This is a genomic window from Bacteroidia bacterium (assembly GCA_019695265.1).
GTDB lineage: Bacteria > Bacteroidota > Bacteroidia > JAIBAJ01 > JAIBAJ01 > JAIBAJ01.
Genome location: JAIBAJ010000037.1, coordinates 1 through 20,342, shown reverse-complemented (window position 1 = coordinate 20,342; position 20,342 = coordinate 1). Strand labels below are relative to the sequence as shown.

General features: G+C 39.9%; 19 protein-coding genes. 11 read left to right on the top strand and 8 right to left on the bottom strand.

Features of this window, described 5'->3' with window-relative positions; translation table 11 throughout:
• The first annotated feature begins 352 nt into the window (after window positions 1-352).
• The 4 genes from paaA to paaJ are packed head-to-tail and all read left to right on the top strand — an operon-like array spanning window position 353 to window position 2,869.
• Complete coding sequence (gene paaA, locus K1X82_07320; protein ID MBX7181905.1) at window positions 353-1,297, top strand: 1,2-phenylacetyl-CoA epoxidase subunit A; 945 nt, start codon at window positions 353-355, stop codon at window positions 1,295-1,297.
• A gap of 21 nt (window positions 1,298-1,318) precedes the next feature.
• Entirely contained in the window at window positions 1,319-1,603 is a 285-nt protein-coding gene (paaB, locus tag K1X82_07315; protein MBX7181904.1) for a 1,2-phenylacetyl-CoA epoxidase subunit B, read from the top strand.
• A gap of 12 nt (window positions 1,604-1,615) precedes the next feature.
• Window positions 1,616-2,377 (top strand): phenylacetate-CoA oxygenase subunit PaaC, encoded by a 762-nt coding sequence (gene paaC / locus K1X82_07310; protein ID MBX7181903.1) that lies wholly within the window; start codon window positions 1,616-1,618, stop codon window positions 2,375-2,377.
• Between the two features lie 9 nt (window positions 2,378-2,386).
• Window positions 2,387-2,869, top strand: a complete 483-nt coding sequence (paaJ, locus tag K1X82_07305) for a phenylacetate-CoA oxygenase subunit PaaJ (GenBank protein MBX7181902.1) — start codon at window positions 2,387-2,389, stop codon at window positions 2,867-2,869.
• Between the two features lie 354 nt (window positions 2,870-3,223).
• Here paaJ and K1X82_07300 read toward each other — a convergent pair whose 3' ends face one another.
• The 4 genes from K1X82_07300 to K1X82_07285 form a co-directional block, all read right to left on the bottom strand.
• On the bottom strand, window positions 3,224-4,405 hold the full coding sequence (locus K1X82_07300) for a DUF2062 domain-containing protein (protein MBX7181901.1): 1,182 nt from the start codon (window positions 4,403-4,405) through the stop codon (window positions 3,224-3,226).
• Between the two features lie 21 nt (window positions 4,406-4,426).
• The gene (gene accC / locus K1X82_07295; GenBank protein ID MBX7181900.1) at window positions 4,427-5,767 is read right to left on the bottom strand and encodes an acetyl-CoA carboxylase biotin carboxylase subunit; all 1,341 of its coding nucleotides are present in this window, start codon (window positions 5,765-5,767) and stop codon (window positions 4,427-4,429) included.
• A 54-nt stretch (window positions 5,768-5,821) separates the two neighbouring features.
• Window positions 5,822-6,316, bottom strand: coding sequence for an acetyl-CoA carboxylase biotin carboxyl carrier protein (accB, locus tag K1X82_07290; protein MBX7181899.1), 495 nt, complete (start codon window positions 6,314-6,316; stop codon window positions 5,822-5,824).
• 84 nt (window positions 6,317-6,400) lie between these two features.
• Window positions 6,401-7,537 carry a glycosyltransferase gene (locus K1X82_07285; protein MBX7181898.1) on the bottom strand — a complete coding sequence of 379 codons (1,137 nt, stop codon included), beginning with the start codon at window positions 7,535-7,537 and terminating at the stop codon, window positions 6,401-6,403.
• Here K1X82_07285 and K1X82_07280 point away from each other — a divergent pair.
• Window positions 7,536-9,473, top strand: a complete 1,938-nt coding sequence (locus K1X82_07280; protein MBX7181897.1) for a hypothetical protein — start codon at window positions 7,536-7,538, stop codon at window positions 9,471-9,473. The genes K1X82_07285 and K1X82_07280 overlap by 2 nt on opposite strands.
• Window positions 9,474-9,680: 207 nt before the next feature.
• Here K1X82_07280 and thiL read toward each other — a convergent pair whose 3' ends face one another.
• The 4 genes from thiL to K1X82_07260 all read right to left on the bottom strand — a co-directional run bounded on the left by thiL (window position 9,681) and on the right by K1X82_07260 (window position 13,135).
• On the bottom strand, window positions 9,681-10,730 hold the full coding sequence (gene thiL, locus K1X82_07275; GenBank protein MBX7181896.1) for a thiamine-phosphate kinase: 1,050 nt from the start codon (window positions 10,728-10,730) through the stop codon (window positions 9,681-9,683).
• Between the two features lie 85 nt (window positions 10,731-10,815).
• A complete protein-coding gene (locus K1X82_07270) occupies window positions 10,816-11,682 on the bottom strand; it encodes an RNA polymerase sigma factor RpoD/SigA (protein ID MBX7181895.1) in 867 nt (288 codons plus the stop codon).
• A 154-nt stretch (window positions 11,683-11,836) separates the two neighbouring features.
• Window positions 11,837-12,439: a hypothetical protein gene (locus tag K1X82_07265; protein MBX7181894.1), complete on the bottom strand. Its 603-nt coding sequence runs from the start codon at window positions 12,437-12,439 to the stop codon at window positions 11,837-11,839.
• A gap of 51 nt (window positions 12,440-12,490) precedes the next feature.
• On the bottom strand, window positions 12,491-13,135 hold the full coding sequence (locus tag K1X82_07260; protein MBX7181893.1) for a hypothetical protein: 645 nt from the start codon (window positions 13,133-13,135) through the stop codon (window positions 12,491-12,493).
• Window positions 13,136-13,362: 227 nt separating this feature from the next.
• Here K1X82_07260 and apaG point away from each other — a divergent pair, with 227 nt between their 5' ends.
• The 6 genes from apaG (at window position 13,363) to K1X82_07230 (ending at window position 19,791) form a co-directional block, all read left to right on the top strand.
• On the top strand, window positions 13,363-13,755 hold the full coding sequence (apaG, locus tag K1X82_07255; GenBank protein MBX7181892.1) for a Co2+/Mg2+ efflux protein ApaG: 393 nt from the start codon (window positions 13,363-13,365) through the stop codon (window positions 13,753-13,755).
• 356 nt (window positions 13,756-14,111) lie between these two features.
• Complete coding sequence (locus K1X82_07250; protein ID MBX7181891.1) at window positions 14,112-14,735, top strand: TetR/AcrR family transcriptional regulator; 624 nt, start codon at window positions 14,112-14,114, stop codon at window positions 14,733-14,735.
• Between the two features lie 134 nt (window positions 14,736-14,869).
• Entirely contained in the window at window positions 14,870-16,189 is a 1,320-nt protein-coding gene (locus K1X82_07245; protein ID MBX7181890.1) for a TolC family protein, read from the top strand.
• A gap of 25 nt (window positions 16,190-16,214) precedes the next feature.
• Entirely contained in the window at window positions 16,215-17,303 is a 1,089-nt protein-coding gene (locus K1X82_07240; GenBank protein ID MBX7181889.1) for an HlyD family secretion protein, read from the top strand.
• A gap of 1 nt (window position 17,304) precedes the next feature.
• Complete coding sequence (locus K1X82_07235; protein MBX7181888.1) at window positions 17,305-18,900, top strand: DHA2 family efflux MFS transporter permease subunit; 1,596 nt, start codon at window positions 17,305-17,307, stop codon at window positions 18,898-18,900.
• Between the two features lie 198 nt (window positions 18,901-19,098).
• Window positions 19,099-19,791: a tetratricopeptide repeat protein gene (locus K1X82_07230; protein MBX7181887.1), complete on the top strand. Its 693-nt coding sequence runs from the start codon at window positions 19,099-19,101 to the stop codon at window positions 19,789-19,791.
• The last annotated feature ends 551 nt before the right edge of the window (window positions 19,792-20,342 follow it).

Genomic DNA, 20,342 nt, shown 5'->3' with positions numbered 1-20,342 from the left:
CAATGGTGGAGTATTTTCTGCACCAACCGGAATAGACACCCTTCAACCTTTGAATTTGAACAATACGCATGGGTTCGCACCCCGGGCAACGATTGAGGCAAGTAGCCCACAGGCGCATGCGGCGCTAGCCAAATGCGACGAGGACTACAGCCGAAAGCGTGACCTGAACGCCTTGCACTTGGGTTGGGTAAAATTACTTGACTTATAGGCGGAAGGGGCCCGCCAACTAAAATTAAATATTAAAAAACAAACCCCGGCCAAACGGCAATTAAAAAGCGACCGAATATCATTTTTGGAAAACAGAATGACTTGGATCAGTATAAAGTTCTTTAAAAAAGCCTATTTTCGCACTATGGAAAAAACCATCGAAGAATTGGAAAAAGCCTTCAATGAAAAATTAGAGAAGGGAATAAAAATTGAGCCAAAAGACTGGATGCCAGAACGTTACAAAAAACAACTTCTACGCATGATGAGTCAACACGCGCATAGCGAAGTGGTAGGAATGCTTCCGGAAGGAAACTGGATTACCCGGGCTCCCAGTTTGAAAAGAAAGGCGGTTTTGCTAGCTAAAGTTCAAGATGAAGGCGGTCACGGACTCTATATTTACTGTGGTGCAGAAACCTTGGGTATGGATAGAAGCGAAATGGTAGACCAATTGCTTGCAGGAAAGGCGAAATACTCTTCCATTTTTAATTATCCAACCCTAACTTGGGCCGATATTGGAGCAATTGGCTGGCTGGTAGATGGTGCGGCAATAGTAAATCAAACTTTGTTGGCAAAATGCTCATACGGACCTTATTCAAGGGCTATGATTCGCATATGTAAAGAAGAAAATTTCCACCACAGGCAAGGCTATGAAATAATGGCAACCCTGATGAAAGGCACTCCGGAGCAACAGCAAATGGCTCAAGACGCCATGAATCGTTGGTGGTGGCCATCGCTCATGATGTTTGGTCCACCCGATGGAAATTCGCCAAACAGTGAAGAATTGTTGCGCTGGAAAGTAAAATTGATGACCAATGATGAATTGCGTCAACGGTTTATAGACAGAACGGTTCCTCAAGCCGAAGCCATAGGTTTGGTAATACCTGACAAAGATTTGAAATACAATGCAGAAACCAAACATTATGAACACGGACAACCCAATTGGGATGAATTTTTCCAGGTGATTAATGGAAACGGAATTTGCAACAAGCAACGTTTGAAAGCTCGTGTTGACGCGCATGAAAACGGACGCTGGGTACGAGAAGCAGCTCAAGCCTATGCCGAAAAAAGAAGTTTAAAAATGGCTGTTTAGCCTTAACCCACCCAATTACCCATGTCGAACGAAAAACCAATGCGACTTTTCGAAGTATTTATTCAACCCAAACCCGGCCAGCACCACGAACATGTTGGTAGTGTGCATGCTCCGGATGCTGAATTAGCCTTACAAAATGCACGGGATGTGTATACCCGCCGTTTAGAAGGCCGAAGCATTTGGGTGGTGCCTTCTGAACAAATAACAGCCAATAGCCCGGCAGAGGAAGATTATTTCTTTGATCCTTCCAATGACAAAATTTATCGCACTCCCATGTTTTACAATACCGGCTCGGTGAAATTTTAAGGTCACAAAACAATGGATACAAAACAAAAAGCCTTGTTCGAATATGTGCTTTGGCTAGGCGATTCGGCCTTAATATTGGGTCAACGACTGGGAGAATGGTGTGGACATGGCCCTTACCTGGAAGAAGATATAGCAATAACTAATATTTCCCTCGATTTGATAGGACAAGCCCGGGCATTTTTAACCTATGCCGGAGAACTGGAAGGGCAGGGAAAGGATGAAGATAAATTGGCCTTTTTCAGAGGGGAGCGTGAATACCGGAATAGTTTGTTAGTAGAACAGCCCAATGGCGATTTTGGACAAACCATTGTCAGGCAGTATTTTTACAGTCTGTTTGCTAAATTCCTGTTTGAAAAACTGTCCAATTCAAGCGATGAAATGATTGCGGGAATTGCAGCAAAATCTTTGAAAGAAACGAATTACCATGTAAGACATTCCAAAGAATGGTTGATTCGCCTAGGTGACGGAACCGACGAAAGTCATACCCGAATGCAAAATGCCATTCAAGAATTATGGTATTTAACAGGTGATTTATTTGAAAATTTGCCCGACGATACTCTACTATTTGATCAAGGAATCGCATTCGACCTGCAACTGATTAAACCGGAATGGGAAAAACAAGTTAGAATGGATATAATGGAAGCCACCCTTAATTTACCGGAAGGACAATTTATGCTATCCGGCGGAAGGCAAGGCCGACATACCGAATTTTTAGGGCATATTCTTGCAGAAATGCAGACATTGCCTCGCTCCATACCTGATGGAAACTGGTAAGAGTTACGTATGGAAACCCAAACCATTTATTCCATTCTGGAAACTGTACCAGACCCTGAGGTTCCGGTTCTGTCAATTTTAGATTTGGGTATAGTAAGGGATGTAAGGTTTGAAAATGACGAGGTTGAAATTGACATTACACCAACCTATACCGGGTGTCCGGCAATGAAAGCTATTGAAGATGCAATAGTTGAAACCCTAGCCGAAAACAATTTTCACCAAGTAAAGGTCAAATTGGTGTATTCGCCTGCCTGGACCACCGATTGGATGAGTGAAGAAGGGAAACGTAAACTACAAGAATACGGCATTGCCCCACCCGAAAAAACTACACCGGATAAATCCTATTTAATGGGTGAAACTAAATCCATTGCATGTCCTTTGTGCCGTTCCGTTAATACCGAAATGATTAGTCAATTTGGATCAACCGCATGTAAGGCCCTTTATCGTTGTTTGGACTGCAGAGAACCATTTGATTATTTTAAGTGCCTATAAGCTTCGGAGCATCTTTTTTCATTCGGCATCCATCCAAACTTAGAACTGGCATAAAATGGTTTGATTTGAAAAAATGCTAAGGAGGACTCTGTGTATTCAAAAAAATAGAATTGAAAATCAACACATTAATCCTATTTCACCTTTCTATAGCACCATCTGAATTAAACCTTAATTGGGCAAGTACCATCATAGAAAACAAATACGGAAAGGCCGTATCGATAAACAACCAAAATTTTATCCTATGAAAAAGCTCATCAACTTAGCCCAACTTGCGCCGATAGCCATGATTAGTTTAACCGTACTTTTGGTTGGAATGATTCTAAAGTCGATTGGATAAGGTATTAACTTTTATAATCAGGCCTTTTTGGAAAAGGATCCGACTTTCATAAAAAGAAAGGAAAAGAAAAAACCGAGTATTCCTGCCAGAAAAGAAAGGGCAACTGCACCAATCAAATATTGTTGACCCAATTTTGGAATATCATCCAATTTAATTTCGGAAGTAAAGGGGAAAGCCATGGGATTGGCAACCAGAAATCCACCCATTTGATGACTTAACCAAATTATGAATGGGATATTAATAGGAAAGCTAATATTGGCAAAAAGCACAAATAAGGCTTTGTTGAGTTTAAAAAGTTGGCATAGGAAAATTCCAATAACCAATTGTAATCCCCAAACCGGGAAAATACCCATAAACAATCCAAACCCAACAGAAAACGCTTTAACATATTCTGATTCATTTGGATCGGCGAACAGGTCTTTTAAGATTTGCTTAGGCTTTTTTTTAATCAAACCCAGAAAAAAGTCTCTTGGTTTAATCCATAAAAAGGCAATAAGCACCAGAAAGGTATTCAAAACGCTGATTCGACTAAAATCGCGGAAAGGGCGAAAATGGGTAATTCTTTCTTCTTGAGGAGGATAATACACCTGAATTGGAATACAAAACACATTAATTCCAGACCAGGCTGCACGAACAATTACTTCAATTTCAAATTCGTACTTTCTGGTAATCCAACGAAAAGAACTTAACTTACGGATAGGATACAATCGGAAACCACTTTGGGTGTCGGGCAAATCGTTTCCTGTTTCAACCTTAAACCAGAAGTTAGAGAATTTATTTCCAAAACTACTTTTTCCCGGAACTCCATTTTGGTTCATGTTCCTGGCACCAATTATCAAGGCATTGGAATGTTCTGTAAGTTGGTTAATAAAATGAACCAAATCCGAGGCATAGTGCTGGCCGTCACTATCCATTGTAATAGCAAAATCGTAACCCAGTTCACAGGCCTTCAGAAAGCCATCGCGAAGAGCCATTCCTTTTCCTTGGTTCTGCTTTTTATCAAGAACATGAATCTTAGGAAATTGAGCAAGAATAGCCGTAGTAGCGTCGGTTGAACCATCGTTTACCACCAACACTTGATTGGTAACCTGAATTACGTCGGACAGAACAGCTTGAAGAACTTGAGCATTGTTATAGGTCGGAATCAGAACACAGCATTTTCTATTTTGAAATTCCCGGTCTAAATTTTCCAACTCCATTCCCATACTAAGGCCAAAAGGTTATTCGCTGAGGTCAAAACTCTCCAAAAACTTGGTGGTGTAATTACCTTTTTGGAAGTTTTCATCTTTCATCAAACGTTGATGAAAAGGCACGGTTGTTTTAATTCCTTCTACAATAAACTCATCCAAAGCACGAGACATTTTGGTAATAGCCTCGGGTCTGGTTCTAGCCTTAACAATTAATTTAGCTATCATGGAATCGTAAAAAGGAGGAATGGTATAACCGCTGTAAACGTGGGTATCCACTCTAACACCTTGTCCTTTAGGAGAATGAAAACTTGTAATTTTTCCGGGACTTGGGATAAATCCTTTAAAAGGATCTTCGGCATTGATTCGGCATTCGATAGCATGCAAATTGGGGTAATAATTATTACCGCTCATTTTGGCACCGGCAGCCACCATAATTTGTTCTTTAACCAAGTCGTAATCAATTACCTCTTCAGTAACCGGATGTTCCACCTGAATTCGTGTATTCATCTCCATAAAGTAGAAATTCCGGTGCTTATCAACAAGAAATTCAATGGTACCGAGACCTTCATAATTAACAGCCAAAGCGGCTTTAATGGCAGCTTCTCCCATCTTATCTCTCAGTTCGGGAATCATAAATGGCGAGGGTGATTCTTCGACTAGCTTTTGGTGGCGACGTTGAATGGAACAATCCCTTTCGCTGAGGTGACAGGCTTGACCGAATTGGTCTCCAACAATTTGAATTTCGATGTGGCGAGGTTCTTCGATAAACTTCTCCATATACATTCCATCGTTACCGAATGCCGCACCAGCTTCTTGTCGGGCTGAATCGTATGCTTTTTCCAGGTCTTTTTCTTCCCAAACCACTCGCATCCCTCGTCCTCCGCCTCCGGCAGTAGCTTTCAAAATAACGGGGTAACCTATTTTTTTAGCGATTTTTTTGGCTTCCGGGATATCTTTCAGCAAGCCATCAGAGCCCGGTATGGTTGGAACACCTGCTTTTTTCATGGTATCCTTTGCAGAGGCTTTATCCCCCATTCCATCAATCATTTCAGGAGAAGCTCCGATAAATTTAATGCCATGTTTTCGGCAAATTGCAGAGAATTTAGCATTTTCACTAAGGAAACCATAACCCGGATGAATAGCATCAGCGTTGGTAATTTCAGCTGCTGAAATCAGGTTAGGAATATTAAGATAGCTATCGGCACTTTTAGGTGGACCTATACAAACGGCTTCATCTGCAAAACGAACATGCAAGCTATCCCGATCGGCTGTAGAATAAACCGCTACTGTTTTTATTCCCATTTCTTTGCAAGTACGGATAATGCGCAATGCAATTTCTCCGCGATTTGCGATAAGAATTTTCTTAAACAATTTCATAGAAGAAAAATTGTTGGTGTATTACATCAAAGCTAGGTTCAACTGGACCTAAGCTGGATCAATTAGATAAAGGGCTTGATCGTACTCAACCGGAGAGGCGTCGTCAACAAGAACCTTTACAATTTTACCGGAGAATTCCGACTCAATTTCATTAAAAAGTTTCATTGCTTCGATAATACACAAAACATCTCCCTTTTTAATTTCGTCACCAACAGAAACCAAAGGTGGTTTTTCAGGGCTGGAAGAACGGTAGAATGTTCCAATCATTGGGGATTTTACTGCAATGTATTTGGAAGTATCTTCAGCTTTTGCCGGACTGGCTGCAGCAGGAGTTGGCTCCACAACTGCAGGAGCTGAAACTGGAGCAGCAATTGGCGCTGCAATTACAGGTGCAGGGGCAACTGTTACAACTTGTGGAACAGCAACTGAGGCAACAGTTGGGGTTTTTATCACAATCTTGAACCCATTGTTTTCTATCTCCACTTCACTTACTCCACTTCTTGAAACAAACTTAATGAGTTCCTGAATTTCTTTGAGTTGCATTTTTTTATGATTTGGATTTAACAGGCGGCAAATGTAAATCTTCTATCCAAGTTATTTCCTTATTTCTAGTAAAATTTACCAACTTTAAAAACCTTGATAGTGATTTACTGAATTCTGTAAGGCTTTCAAATTGAATTGATCTTGAGTTTGAAAAGGTGCAATTTTTTTATCATGGAAGCCTTGTGCTAAATATTCCTGCTCTGTTTGACCTGGAGTAGGAACAAAAATGGCTTTTTTCTTCAAAGTAACTAAATCCATAACGGTACTGTAACCGGGTCGGGAAAGAATCAGGTCAGAATCGACTAAAATCTGATTCAACTCTTTATCAGGTAAATGGTTATAACAACGAACATTTTCAGGCAGTACCAAAGACGAATCTTCCAACGGCAAGCCCCTAATTAAGGCAACCCTTCCAAAACTTGAATCCAACTGCTGAACCACTTTATTTTCAAACATACTTCGTTGAGGTTCCGGGCCGGAAATCAGAATGGTCAGATTATATGATTCATTGGTTCTTTCGAGTTTGGAAAATCTGGAAAGCGGACCAAGGTAACGCAGTTTATTTAGCGCAGATGTTGGGTGTGACAATTCACCTGCCAAGGAAGGTTCCGATTCCCAATCGGGCACCCAACATTCATCAAATCGTTGAATGAACCACCTGTTTATAGCATTGAAAATGGTTTCCAAGAAACCGGTTTTTATATGCAGTTGATGGGTAATGAAAATCGATTTTTCAGCATGCCCAAACAATCCATACCGATTATCAGAAATAACCCAATCAATATTATGGCTTTTCACAATCGAACGAATTCTAAAATTTTCCGCTATCACCCTTGATCCCAACTTTGGGAGTTGCAGAGCCATCGAGAAAATCATATTACCATTGGAAGGATAGGATATTTCATAACCTTTTAAGCGAATCAGCTCCAGACCGGGAAATTCTTTTTGGAGCAAGGCCAAGGGACTTCGATCGGCAGCCAAAACAACCTCATGACCAGCTTGCAGCGCTGCTTTAATAAGTGGCACACAGCGGGTTGCATGACCTAAACCCCAATCCAAAGGAGCAACCAAAATCCGAAGTTTGGTGGGATGTTTAAACAGGGCTATTAGGTCTACCATGGAAGGCAAAGGTCTGAAAATATCTTTTTCTCCGCAGCAAGTATGGAATTCTGACAAAACTTTTCTACTTTCGTGGCCAACCATAGATTTGGAAACAAGCATGAAATTTTATCGTTATCTCCTTGCCCTTTCTTTTTTATTCATTGGCTTTTGCACCATTCAGGCCCAAAACAATGTTGGAGTTGGAACCATTTCTCCTGATGTATCGGCCGTTTTAGATGTTAGTTCTTCTACCAAAGGTATGTTGGTACCCCGATTAACTACCCTACAAAGGCTTGCCATATCTAATCCTGCCACCTCCTTGTTAGTGTATGATGTGAATTTTGAATGCTTTTATTATTTTAAAAGTGGTTCATCTACCTGGCAATCCATGTGCGAAACAAATTTCGATAGTTTATTTGTGAATATTGCCACAATTGATACCATTTGGGCTAACGTAATTTATGCAGATACCATTATTTCCGGGGTTTCCAATATTGACACCTTATATATTGGCAACGTTCCAATTGATACCGTAATAGGTGAAGCCGTTTCAAAAAATGCTTGGTTGCTTTTAGGTAATTTAAATACCAATCCTGCCATTAATTTCTTAGGAACCATAGACAATGTTGATTTGGTTTTTCGCACCAATAACATAGAGAAAATGCGAATTTTAAACAATGGCCAAGGTGGTTTTGGAACTTCATTACCCCACCCTACCGCTATTTTTGAAATCTCCGATACTACCAAAGGTTTTCTACCGCCTCGATTAAGTTTAAACCAACGCAATGGCATTTCAAATCCCGCTTCAGGATTGATGATCTTCAATACTACGGATAGCGTAATGCAATATTGGAATGGTCAATGTTGGCTAGCAACTTACCAGGAAGATTGTAATCAATGTTTTTTTAACATGAGTCTATCGGCCAGTGCAGGAACAATTGACAGAACCTTAACTGATACTGCAGGTACCGATATTACCATTAATCAAACCAGTGGTACCAACCAGCAAATTGGAATTTTCTTGATTCACAACCTCCCGCAGGGTGTAACGGCTAACTTAACCAGTGGAACAGTTAACGGAAATGGCACAACGCATCTTACCATCCAAGCAAGTATTTTTGCCTCACCGGGTGTTTTCCCTGTAGCTGTTCAGGCTATTTGTGGCAACACCATCCATACTCAAATTTTCACCGTTACCATTGACACCTGTATCACGGTTAATATCAATTCCAACGTAACGGATTATGACTTAGCGGCAATTAACAACCTTCCGGGTCCGGGAACTAGGATTTGTGTAGTTGTGAATATTGCACCGGGGGTTGAAGTAGTAAGCGATAGCACCATTTACAGTGCATTTACTTCAGGCAATTTAGATCCACAAAGCCATGTAGGAATATTAAATTCAGGAGCAATACTTGGCCGAGGTGGAAATGGTGGTGATATTGCCGGCAGTTCAACCTTTAGCCAAGCCGGTTATAATGGTGGAGATGCCATCACCTTAAGTTGCCAAACTACTTTACAGAACAATTTTGGTTACATCTTTGCCGGAGGCGGCGGTGGTAGCAGTATCGGAGCAGGATTCCCAATTAACACTCCGGTTGGTAATTTTAGTTTTGCCATAGGCGCAGGCGGAGGAGGTGGATCCAATGCTGGTTACGGAGGAGATCCAAATGCCGTACTCAATACCTTTGCCGGAGGGTCTGATGCTACCTCAGGCGTTACATCTGTTCCTGGACAAGGCGGTGTTTTAAATGTCCCTATCAATATTCCAATCAGTATTGTTACCTTAAGTATTAATCCTCAAATTTATGGAGGTGATGGTGGTGCTTATGGTCAGCCAGGTACAGCCGGAAGTTTCATACTTAATATTTCGGCATCCTTTTCCATTCCATTTATCGGAACTATTACTATCCCAATTCCAATTGGAAACATTCCTGTTCCTGTATTGCCTGGTGGTCAACCGGGTTTGGTAGTAAAACGCAATGGCTATGTTTTAAACGGATACCCTGATGGACCTTACAATACCTTATTTATTAAAGGAAGCATAGCCCCTTAATCAGTTTATATTTAACAAGAAAACCGTGAATAGCTTAAAACTATTCACGGTTTTTTTTTAGAAAATACTGTAAATGAGTTTTACACCATTTCCCAATTCGGCATTATCTATTTTGTTGGTGCCAATCCAAAACCTAGTAGACTTGGGTTAATTTTTTCCTAACCTTCAGAAATCCCATAAGCCTACCCACTAATTAGAATACACAAATTAGTTGGAATTGGGCTTAAATGCATTCCAGCCTTGGGCTTTCAAATCAATGGCATGACCTCCGCGGGTAACCATTATTTTACCAGCACTAGGTTCAGTAATATGGCCAATAATATGAATCTCTTCTTTTCCTTTGATTTTATCGTAATCGGATTGAGAGATGGTAAAAAGGAGTTCATAATCTTCGCCACCATTTAAGGCACAGGTAGTAGGGTCTATGCTAAGTTCTTTGCCAATTTCATAGGTTTGCTCATCAATAGGCAACCTTTCTTCATAAATTGCAACACCGACATTGGAGTTTTTGGCCAAGTGTAATAATTCGGATGAAAGTCCATCGCTAATATCCAACATAGCGGTAGGTACAACGCCTAAACTATTAAAAAGCTGAATAATTTCCTTTCTAGCTTCCGGTTTCAATTGACGTTCCAAAACGTAATCCTTGCCTTCCAGGTCAGGCTGCACTCCCGGATTTTCAAGATAAATTAATTTTTCTCTTTCAAGGATTTGCAAACCGGCAAATGCGGCCCCCAAATCACCGGAAACACAGATAAGATCGTTTACTTTAGCGCCATTTCTTTTCACCAGGTTTTCCTTATTTACCATTCCTAAAGCTGTTCCACTAATAACCAAACCGGAAAGAGAAGTGGTTGTATCTCCGCCCACAAAATCAACCTTATATCTTTTGCAAGCCAGCATCATACCCGAATAAAGTTCTTCCAAAGCTTCGAGTGAAAAACGATTGGAAATGGCCAAACTGCAAAGGAATTGCTTAGGAATTGCATTCATTGCATAAACATCGCTAAGGTTTACCACTACAGCTTTGTATCCCAGGTGTTTTAAGGGAACGTACGATAAATCAAAATGAACACCTTCGACAAGCATATCGGTGGTTACAACTACTTGTCCATTTGGATCAAATACGGCTGCATCGTCACCAACGCCCAAAACGGTTTCGGGATTTACGATTTCGATGTGCTTAGTAAGATGCTCTATTAATCCGAACTCACCCATTTCGGTAAGCTCGGTTCTTCCTTCCTTATTTTCAAACATGCAATTAAATTGGGGTGCAAATGTCTATAAAAAAAAAGCACCTTCATCGGTAAAGATGAAGGTGCAAACTGATTTTGATTTTGGATTAACCCAAATAGGTTTTAAGATTTCTACTTTTTGAGGACAATTTTAGACGGCGGATGGCCTTTTCTTTGATTTGGCGAACCCTTTCCCTGGTCAAATCGAACTTCATACCAATTTCATCCAAGGTTAACTGTCTACGTCCGCTGATGCCATAAAAGTATCTAACTATTTCGGCCTCTCTGGGGTGAAGTGAATGTAAAATACGTTCAATTTCTCTTCGAAGTGAATCGTTCATTAATTCATCATCCGGACTGGGTAAGTCATTGCTTTTATAAACATCGTATAAATTTCCTGAATCGCTATCGTCGGCCAATGGAGCGTCCATAGAAATATGTCGACCAGCGCTTTTCAAGGCATCTTCAACTTCCTGTTCCGACATATCCATTGCCCTGGCTATTTCTTCTACTGAAGGTTCTCTTTCATATTCTTGTTCCAGGCGGGCAAAGGTTTTATTAATCTTATTCAGGGAGCCAATTTTGTTTAGAGGCAAACGTACAATCCGGCTTTGTTCGGCCAAAGCTTGAAGAATGGATTGTCGAATCCACCAAACGGCGTAAGAAATAAATTTAAACCCTCTAGTTTCATCGAAACGTTGAGCGGCTTTGATAAGTCCTAAGTTCCCTTCATTAATTAAGTCGGGTAAAGTAAGACCTTGGTTTTGGTATTGTTTGGAAACTGATACTACGAAACGCAGATTGGCATTTACCAGGCGTTCGAGTGCGGCTTGGTCGCCTTGCTTTATACGTTGAGCAAGCGTGACTTCATCCTCGGCAGTAATAAGTTCCAAACGGCCAATTTCTTGAAGATACTTCTCCAAGGAAGCGGTATCCCGGTTGGTGACCTGTTTGGTAATTTTTAGTTGTCTCATGGTAATGTTTTCGGTAGGATGGTTGTGTAACGCATAAGTTTAGTGAAGGTTGTATTTGGAAGTGTTAATTTCTTGTAAACACTTAACAAAACCTTCAAAAAAGTATGGTCACTTAACGAAATTCAGGCAACAAGAATCATGCAAACCTCAAGGATTACTCGTCCAATTTATTCAGGTTAACAAAAATTGTATAGGTAAAGGAAATTCCACCGGCTAGTCCACGCTTTATTTCATCGATGTGATCAACTTTTTGTTGTTCATCTTCCTTTTGAATGCGTGGATTGGTAAGGATTTGACAATAGCCTAGAGCAAATTGATGTTGAATTTGTTCTCCTTTAACCCAAAATCCTAGGGTTGCGATGGCGTATTGATTGGAGAAGGTGCGATAGTTTTCGGCCCTGGTATCAACCACTTCTGTTTCAATTTTACGACCGGTGGTAATGGCATAGTGCAGTCCAAGAAATAGATTGACTTTGGTTGGCTTAAGCGGATAAAACTTTAGTCCTCCACCAAATTTCCCTCCATTATAACCTGAATAGCCTGCACCTAATTCCAAATCGAGATACCTGTTAGGATGAAAAATAGCAATTGGACCAATTCCATTGTAGGTTTTATATCCCAAATTAACCCCAATGCCAAACTTTGCAAGAATTTTACTTTTATCTTGGGCAAGTGAAGACGTAGAAACAGAGAAAAATCCAATAAAAAGAATAGGAATCAGGAGAAAATACGGATTACAAAAGGGCTTGCTTTTCATTTATTCCAATCATACAATAAGGGCTTAACGCAAGTTTATTCGTAAAAGTATTTACTTGGGTGTTGTTTCGTCGGCAGCTTTCTTTTCAGGAACTTTTCCAACTCCATCGAAATGAAATTCAACTACCCAATAACCACGTACCCTGTTGTTGTATAGAAACAATTCAAATTTCACTTTCATTCCGGATTTATTCTCACGGCAAACTAGCTTTTTGTAATCTGTACCTTCCAAATAGATATCATTGGAAGCGTCTTTCATTTGTATAACCCATTGATTGGGATCTAAACAGGATTTGATAAGGGTAACTAGGGTATCAAAATCGGCTTCTAAATGTTTGTCTTTAAAACGGAGATCGCTCATTACTATTTCGAATTCCGGATATTGTTCACTTTCGCCAATATACCCTTTGTGATTTTTATCCAATTCGAGGGTAGAAAAATAAAAAGGTCTATCCACCCCAGATATTTGCCGTTTTGTTTCCTCCCCTTTCAGAACTGAAAACTGTTCACGACCTGCTTCTAGAATTTTTTTAAGGTTATCACAAAAATTTGGGTTCAATTCCATGTAATGAAATTGAACCTTATCTAAACCCGGCCTTTCGTTTAAATCGGCAGACTTGGTAGATGTAGACTTTTCTTTTTGAGCAAAAGCCGAAAAGGAAACAAGTATGGAAAGTAGGGTGAAAATCTTTTTCATTTCGCTGAATCAATGATTTATGGGGGTAAAATTAGGAAAAATCGTGCCAATAGTTCAAGATTATAAAAAAAAACTGAATTAAATTTGCCGTCATGGAACAAGGTATTTTTGTTTGGGTAGTTGTTGGATTAGCCTTAGTGTACCTGGCGAAAAAATGGTTTGCAAAGAAACCTGAAAAAGGCAATTGCGACAAGTGTTCCAGCTAAAATTAGAAAACAAACCCACCTATGACAACATCATCTAAGGTTAGTGCCGGCATAAAAGTAAGTGTTCAAACCAGGTACGAGAAAAACTTTTCCAATCCATCGTACCATCATTATTTTTTTGGTTACAAGATCACTTTAGAAAACACCAACGATTATACTGTCCAATTGAAACGCAGGCATTGGTATATTTTTGATAGTAATGGAATAAAGCACGAAGTAGAAGGAGAAGGTGTTATTGGAGAAATGCCGATATTGGAACCCGGCGAAAGTTTTACTTATGAGAGTGGGTGCAATTTGAGGACTTCGATTGGAAGCATGCACGGATATTACCAGTTTGAACGATTATTAGACCAAAGTACTTTCCAGGTTGAAATACCTAAATTTATATTGATATTACCTGAGCTTCTAAACTAAGCTTTTGATTAAATCAAACAAGTTTACCTTATCATTCCAAAATAATAACTAAACGTTAGGGTATAGACGGTACAGTAAACAAGCATACACCCCAAAATCAACTTTGGGTTATGCAATTATGATCGTAATTGCGATTAGCCCGGTATTTCGGGCAGGGATAGAAACGGAAAGCCCGGAATGACATGAAGCGCTAGCTGAATGGCATGAGGACTTGCAGTGGATAGCCCGACCATTCGCCTTGACATTATTTAAATTTATGCAACCCGGATAGTGCGAATGGGGCCCGCCAAAACAAAAAATATCATAAAATATTAAACAAACGTTTAATTAATAAAAACTCTAATTACCTTTGTCGGGTGAATTCGGAAAAAAACATAGGAAGCGACAAAAAAGAATACATTTTAGATGTTGCCGAAAACCTTTTCGCACACTACGGATTTGAGGCTGTTAGCATACGTCAATTGGCTAAAGAGGCAGGGATAAACGTAGCCATGGTGTCCTATTATTTTGGATCGAAGGAGCAATTATTCAAACTGGTAATTGAGCGCAAACTCATCAATACCGGCAATTTAATTGCTGCATCGCCACACTTATCGCATTGGGAAAGACTCTTTGTAATTGCGGACGGATACATTGACGGATTTTTCCAAAACAGAAAAACCACCCAAATAATTTACAGAGAGATTAATCTTGGACAAAGGAGTGATATTGCCCAAATGCTGAGCGAACATTTAAAAAGAAACTTCGAAAATGTATCGTCTATCATCCACGATGGCATTGAAAAAGGGATTTTCCGGAAGGTAGACATTGAGCTTACCGTAATGACCATTATTGGTGTTGCCAGGATGTATGCCCATAGCCCAACCATTGCCTGTAAAATTTTTAAAGAAAAGAACGAATCGGAAATGTTTTCAGACAAATACAGGCGCAGGCTTAAAAACCACATGAAAGAGGTCATTACATCACTATTAAAACCCTAAAAAAAAGGTTTCCTTGTGCAACTATTCCGCTTGCCTGAAAACTAAAAAAAACTGAATCGGCAAATAACTTCATTTGCAAAATCTTTCAAAAACGCAACAACTTAAACTAACAATATTAAACAATTGTTTAAAAAATGAAATCAACCTATAGACTTTTTGGCCTTTCAATTTTTTTACTTTCAACCACGGCCGGAGCACAAACCACCAAGAGCCTTACTTTAGATCAGGCCATCGAATTAGGGATACAGGAAAGCAATTCGGTAAAAATTTCAGGTTATAAAAAAGACTTAGCAGAGGCTAAGGTTGAGCAAGGCTGGAATACGATGATTCCGGCACTCAGCTATACAGGAAACTATACCCGCCTTTCGAACAATATTGAACCTTTCAAAATAGCCATTCCAGGTTTTGGAGATAAAGTATTAAACCCTCAAATTTTGAATCAATATACCAATAAGATATCGTTGCAAAGTACTGTATTCGCCGGAATGAAAGGCAATTACGCATTAAAAGCCATTATTCAACAGGCAGCGGCAAGTGAAGCCGATTACAGAAAAGAACAAGCGGATGCCAAATTGAGTATTATAAATACCTACCTAAGTTTATTTAAACTTCATCAATCCAAACGAATTGTAGAGGAAAACTTAAAATTGGCTGAACAACGGGAGCGAGATATTAAAAACATGGTGGATAATGGAATGATTCTGGCCAATGATTTATACAAAGCCAGACTTTCCAGAAACAGCTTGGAACTTAGTTTAGCCGAAGTAGAAAGTTCTATATCCAACCTCAATTACAGTTTGAATGTGATGCTTGGATTACCTGAAGAAACCCTTATTCAAACCGATGAAGCTTCAGCCTTATTACTTGCAGACACCAGTGGTATTTCAGGAAACCTACAAAGTGCCAGTTTAAACAGAGACGAGGTAAAAGCACAGGAAATTAGAACCAGGGCACTCGAATACCAAGTAAAATCAAGCAAAGGTTCCTACTTCCCTACCCTGAGTTTAGGCGCTAATTATTATGTAAACAACCCCAACCAACGAATGTTTCCTCAGGAAGCCAAATTCAAAGACACCTGGGATTTAGGGGCAACGTTGAGTTGGAATTTTACTTCCTTATATACAACCAAATCCTATGTAAAAGAAGCCAAAGCGAATTTAGAACAAGCCAAAGCAGCAAAAGATCAGCTTTCAGATGCGATCAAAATGGAAAGCAAACAAAGCTGGAATGCTTGGCAACTGGCCTTAAAAAAAATCAAACTTGCTGAATTTAATGTAGAACAGGCCACAGAAAATCAACGCGTTATGTTGAACCGATTCAATAACAATGCAGCCTTGGCAACGGACTTACTAGATGCCGACAATGCCTTAACCCAAGCCAAATTAAACTTATTAAACGTAAGAGCAGACGCTACAGCAGCTTATTACAAAGCCTTAAGAACCTCCGGAAAATAAACCTTCACATTGAACTATTAGAAACATGGAACAAAATCAAGAAACACCTAAAAACAAAAAACCAATTTTCGTTGTGATCGCCATCCTTGCCCTAGGAGCAGGAATCTTTTTTGCTTACCAAAAAATTTCCTATTCCATGCACAATGAAGACACCGAAAACTCTCAAATTGAATGCAATATTTATCCCATTGCGTCAAGAGTTGGTGGCTATTTAGACCAGATTCGAATCGCTGAAAACCAATTGGTAAAAAAAGGTGATACCTTACTTATTTTAGATTACAGAGATTTAGCCATTCGAGTGCAACAAGCGGAGATTGCCCTTGCAAATGCCCAGGCAAATGTGGAGGTAATTAAAAACAATGTTACTACTGCAAGTGCTACTGCCGGAGCAAGCAATGCCAATATTGCAGCCGCCCAAGCCAATCTGGATGCTGCTGAAGTAAGAATTTGGAAAGCCAATCAGGAATTTGATCGCATTTCAAAATTAGTTTCCCTTAAATCGGCTACTCAACAACAACTAGACAATGTTAAGGCTGAGAAAGAATCGGCAGAAAAACAAGCCAATGCAGCCAAAATGCAATTGGCAGCAGCGAAAGATCAGGCCGGAGCATCCCAATCCAATGTTAGTGGTGCAAACAAACAAGTTCGCTTGGCAGAATTAGCCATACAGCAACGCCAAAGTGAATTGGATTTTGCCAAACTTCAACTATCCTACGCGTTTATTACCGCTCCATGTACCGGTTATATTTCTAAAAAGAATATCCAGCCCGGTCAATTAATTGCGGCAGGTGCTCCCCTGTTTTCAGTTGTAGATGATTCCAAATTTTGGATAACAGCTAACTTCAAAGAAACCCAACTGAAAGACATTAAGCCCGGACAACCTGTAGAAATTAAAGTAGATACCTATCCCGGAAAAGTTTTTGAAGGAAATGTGGAATCCATTCAAGCAGCAACCGGATCCAAATTCTCACTTATTCCGGCAGATAATTCAACCGGAAACTTTGTTAAAGTTGTGCAGCGGGTACCGGTTCGAATTAGTTTAACCGATGACAAACAAGATGACTATGTGCTACGTGCGGGAATGAATGTTCAGGTTGCAGTAAAAGTTAAATAATATGGCCGAAACACTTGCCCTTCCCAATCCCAATTCTATGGTAGAATATGGGTTTAGACGGGTGATAATTACCATTACGGTTATATTATGCACCCTGCTAGAAATTATTGACACCACCATTGTAAATGTGGCTACCAACACCCTAATGGGCAGCTTAGGTGCCACCTTGAGCGAAGTAAGTTGGGTAATAGCAGCCTATGCTATTGCCAACGTAATTGTGGTGCCAATGAGTAGTTGGCTTTCCTCTCAATTCGGTAGAAAGGCTTATTTTGCCGCTTCTATTGGTTTGTTTACCATGGCCAGTTTTATGTGTGGACAAAGCGATAGCATTTGGACCCTGGTTTTTTGGCGCTTTATTCAAGGTATGGGCGGAGGTGCTTTATTGGCCACTTCCCAATCGATTTTGGTAGAGATTTATCCCAAAGAAAAAATCGGAATTGCCATGGCCATGTTTGGAATGGGTGTAATTATGGGTCCAACTTTGGGTCCGGTAGTGGGAGGATATTTGGTTGACAATTATGATTGGCCGGTCATTTTCTTAGTGAATGTTCCCTTGGGCATCCTGGCACTTTTCTTAACCCTCAACTTCATACGCGACAATCCCAACCAACTCAAACAAACCGGCCGGGTTGACTGGCTTGGGATGATATTGCTTATTATTGGAATAGGCTCTTTGCAGTTGGTTCTGGAACAAGGTGAACGTGAAGAATGGTTCGATTCCACCTATATTACAGTTTTCTTCGCAGTAGCTATTTTGGGAATCCTTTTCTTTATTATCAGGGAACTCACCGTTGAGAATCCAATTGTAGATTTAAGCATTTTAACCAAAGGAAATGTGGGTGTTGGAGCCATACTTAACTTCATTTTAGGTTTTACACTTTTTGGCACCGTATTCATCATTCCTTTATTTGTTCAAAGGTTTTTAGGTTTTACCGCTACGGCCACCGGACTCATGTTTATGCCAGGAGCATTAATGAGTGGCTTTTGTATGCCTTTTATCGGACGATTGCTTCAAAGTGGATTTAGTCCCAAACGCTTAATTGTATTTGGATTCACCCTCACTGCCATATTCGTATTTTGGTGTTCCCTCATTTTAACTAGCAACACCGATATTGACAATTTCTTTTGGCCTTTAATTGTTCGGGGGGTTGGAATGGGCTTTTTATTTGTCCCTTTAAGTAACCTAACTTTGTCAGGCTTAGATTCAGTTGGAGTAGCCCAAGCCAGCGGATTAACCAACATGATCCGACAAATTGGAGGTTCCATTAGTGTAGCATTGATAGGCTTGTTGAATGAAAGACTTGGTGCTCAACACAAAGCCGATTTGATGGTGAATATTTCTGAATTTAACTCCAACTTTACAGAACGAATTAATTTGCTTACCCAAAATTTTCTAAGATTGGGTAATGGTTTGGAAAAAGCTAAACAACAAGCCTTGTTTATCGTTGAAAATTCAGTGATTAAACAATCGTTTATTCTAACTTACATCGATATTTTTCAATACATGGCTCTGTTTGTTGTATGCTGTATTCCTTTAGTTTTTATGGCTAAAACATACAAAGGAGGAGCCGGACCCGGTGCAGGTGCAGCTCATTAATTCATACATTCTGACCAGAAAAAGCAATTGAATAAAACCCAAAAAACCATTGCCCAACTTTTATATTCCGTAAATTCGGGTAGGCATTCAATTGAAATCCCCTACCCCAAAAGGGATTGAAAATCTTTACCTTAATTGCAAAAATTTCCCTGCTTCCATATTGTTAAATGACTATTTTTGCGGCCTTAAAATTTCAAGATGTCTAAAGAAGCTGAAAACAAACAAGACGAATACCTAATGGATGCCGAGGTGGCTTATACCAAAGCGGAGAAATGGATTGAGGACAACAAAAAACCATTGGGATATGCTATTGTTGGAATTTTAACCATTCTTTTGGGTTATTTCGTGTGGACCAAATGGTACATTGCCAATGAAGAAAAAGCGGCTGCCGGTGAAATGTTTCAAGCCCAAAATTATTTCGAAAAAGACTCCTTCAATCTGGCACTCCAAGGCAATGCTAAACATCCAGGGTTCTTAAACATCATTGAGGATCACCCATTTACTAAATCAGCTAATTTGGCTCATTATTACGCAGGTATTTGCCAGCTAAACCTTGGCCAATGGGATGAAGCAATTGAAAATTTGGAATCGTTTGATAGTGATGACAAAATGGTTGCTCCAATTGCCAAAGGTGGAATTGGTGATGCTTATATGGAAAAAGGAGAAACTGAACAAGCGCTTAAATACTTTATGCAAGCTGCGGAACTTGGTAATAATAATTTTGTTACTCCAATTTACCTAATGAAAGCAGCACAAGCACAGGAGGAACTTGGCAAATTTGATGAAGCAGTAAAATTGTACGAGCGTATTAAAAAAGAATACAGCGAAAGTCAGGAAGCTAGGGATATTGATAAATACATTGCCCGGGCCAATAACTTAAAAAAAGCTTAACATTTTCCACAACCAACTTGAAAGGCTGCCATTGGTGGCCTTTTTTTTTACCCAAAAGTTCGGTATACAACTTATTGGCTGCGTTTTGATTCATGTTTTACTAATTATTTGGCGGGTCCCATTCGCAACTGACAGAAACATGTTACTCCAAGCAGGGAAAGGCGAATGGTCGGGCTTTCGGCGCTACTCCTCGTCCACCTCCGCTAACGCATCGGTGTCCTGTGGGGTAGACTGCCTCTATCCCTACCCGACCCGAACCCAAGCATATCATTTTGTCCAAAACTGCTGCCCGGAAACAACAAATTTGATTTGCCCCCCTTTTAATCCTTTGCTTTGATCTGGTTTTTGGTTATGTTCAAAACAAATCCTAACTCATGTTGGTTAGGCAAAATGCGCAATAAATGCGACACCGTGCGGGATTGCACCTCGGGCAACGACAGTTTGTCCAAAAACCACCTTTAGACGCCATTTTTCGTTTAATATCCTTCAAAATGGTTCGATTTAAGAGCATCTAATTTGAAAAATATAACATTCGACTTTTTGTGTTCTGG